Source organism: Shewanella surugensis (genome assembly GCF_023284005.1).
Taxonomy (GTDB): Bacteria; Pseudomonadota; Gammaproteobacteria; order Enterobacterales; family Shewanellaceae; genus Shewanella; species Shewanella surugensis.
This window is the reverse complement of record NZ_JAKIKS010000303.1, coordinates 1-1,495: the sequence shown is the minus strand read 5'-3', so window position 1 is coordinate 1,495 and position 1,495 is coordinate 1. Positions and strand designations below refer to the sequence as shown.

Sequence of the window (1,495 nt, the reverse complement as noted above, 5' to 3'; positions counted from 1 at the left end):
GTCAATCACAGTAAAAGTCAAAGGTAACATGTAATCGGGTAACCGCTCGCTTAACTGGCTTCGAATATCGTCAACATCTAACTTATCTTGCTCAAAGACATCCACTTCATCGTCAGTCGTCGCACAGGTTAAATAAGCCGCCAAATATTTACCCTGCGAGTCGACTCGCGGGCGATCAATCACCACCGCTTGTTGAATACCCTCAAGACTTACCAGCGCCGCTTCTATTTCGCCCAGCTCGATGCGATGACCGCGGATTTTAACTTGTTCATCGTTACGACCTAAATAGGCTAAATTTCCATCCGATAAATACCTAACTAAATCGCCGGTTTGATATAAACGGGTATAGCCTCTCTCTATATCATCTTCACTGGCAAACGGGTTGTGAATAAAACGTTCAGTCGTTAACTCTGGACGATTAAGATAACCACGTGCAAGACCTGCACCGCCTATACACAGCTCCCCTAGTGTACCAATTGGGGATAATGAATAAGCCCGATTAAGTGGATATAGACGATAATTTGCCATTCCATGTCCAATATTTGTAGCTAAATCTCCCTCCTGATATAAATGAGCTGTGGCGCAGACAGTCCCCTCCGTTGGGCCATAAGCATTAAAAACATGACAATGTTGTGACAAGTCAGAAAGTAATGCTAATGAAGGAGATTCTCCCGCCAGCACAAGTGTATCTAAAGAGTAAAACTGATGAACATTCCTTTCATTCATCAAAATAGGCGGCAGAGTGGCTATATTAATAGCCTGCTTATGAATTAATGCCAACAACAAATCAACATTGAGCCGTTCTTCATGACTGCAAATAAAAATGCTGTGGCCTCCAGATAAACTCACAAACAGTTCAAACACACTGGCATCGAACACATACGCTGCATAAAAAAGAGCCCGTTGTTTACCGTCAACCTTAAACTTTTCTCTTTGGGCGACAGTTAAATTGATCACACTTTTGTGCTCAATCATCACCCCTTTGGGCTGCCCCGTGGTCCCTGAGGTATAAATCACATAAGCTAAGTCCGAGGATTGATTGACAGAAATGAGATTATCGACTGGGTATGCGGCCAAGCTATTCTCATTCGTACTATTTTCATCACCAGCATCATTATTACTTATACTTTCTCCATTCACAGGAAGGACTGTACAATCCAGTTCGACCGCACTGAACCATTCTGTCAGCTGCGCCTCATAATGACTTTGGGTAATAATAAAAGGAGCGGTCGTGTCTTCAAGCATGAATACCGTTCGCGCTTGGGGATATTCTGGCGCGATGGGCACATAAGCGCCGCCCGCCTTTAGCACCGCCAAAATACTGATCACCATCTCTAAACTTCTATCGAGATACAACGCAATTAAGGTATCCGGCTTAAGTGACGTTTGATGCAACTCTTGATACTGGCTACGAATATGATGAGCCAGCTGATTGGCGCGTTGATTCAGTTCATCATAAGTTAGCTCTGAGCCTTCAAATACCAGTGCAATATTA

1 protein-coding gene is annotated in these 1,495 nt (G+C 43.6%); it reads right to left on the bottom strand.

From position 1 onward, the window contains the following. Positions 1 to 1,495, bottom strand: a 1,495-nt coding sequence (locus L2764_RS27145; protein WP_248943442.1) for an amino acid adenylation domain-containing protein, incomplete at both ends; no start/stop codon positions are given.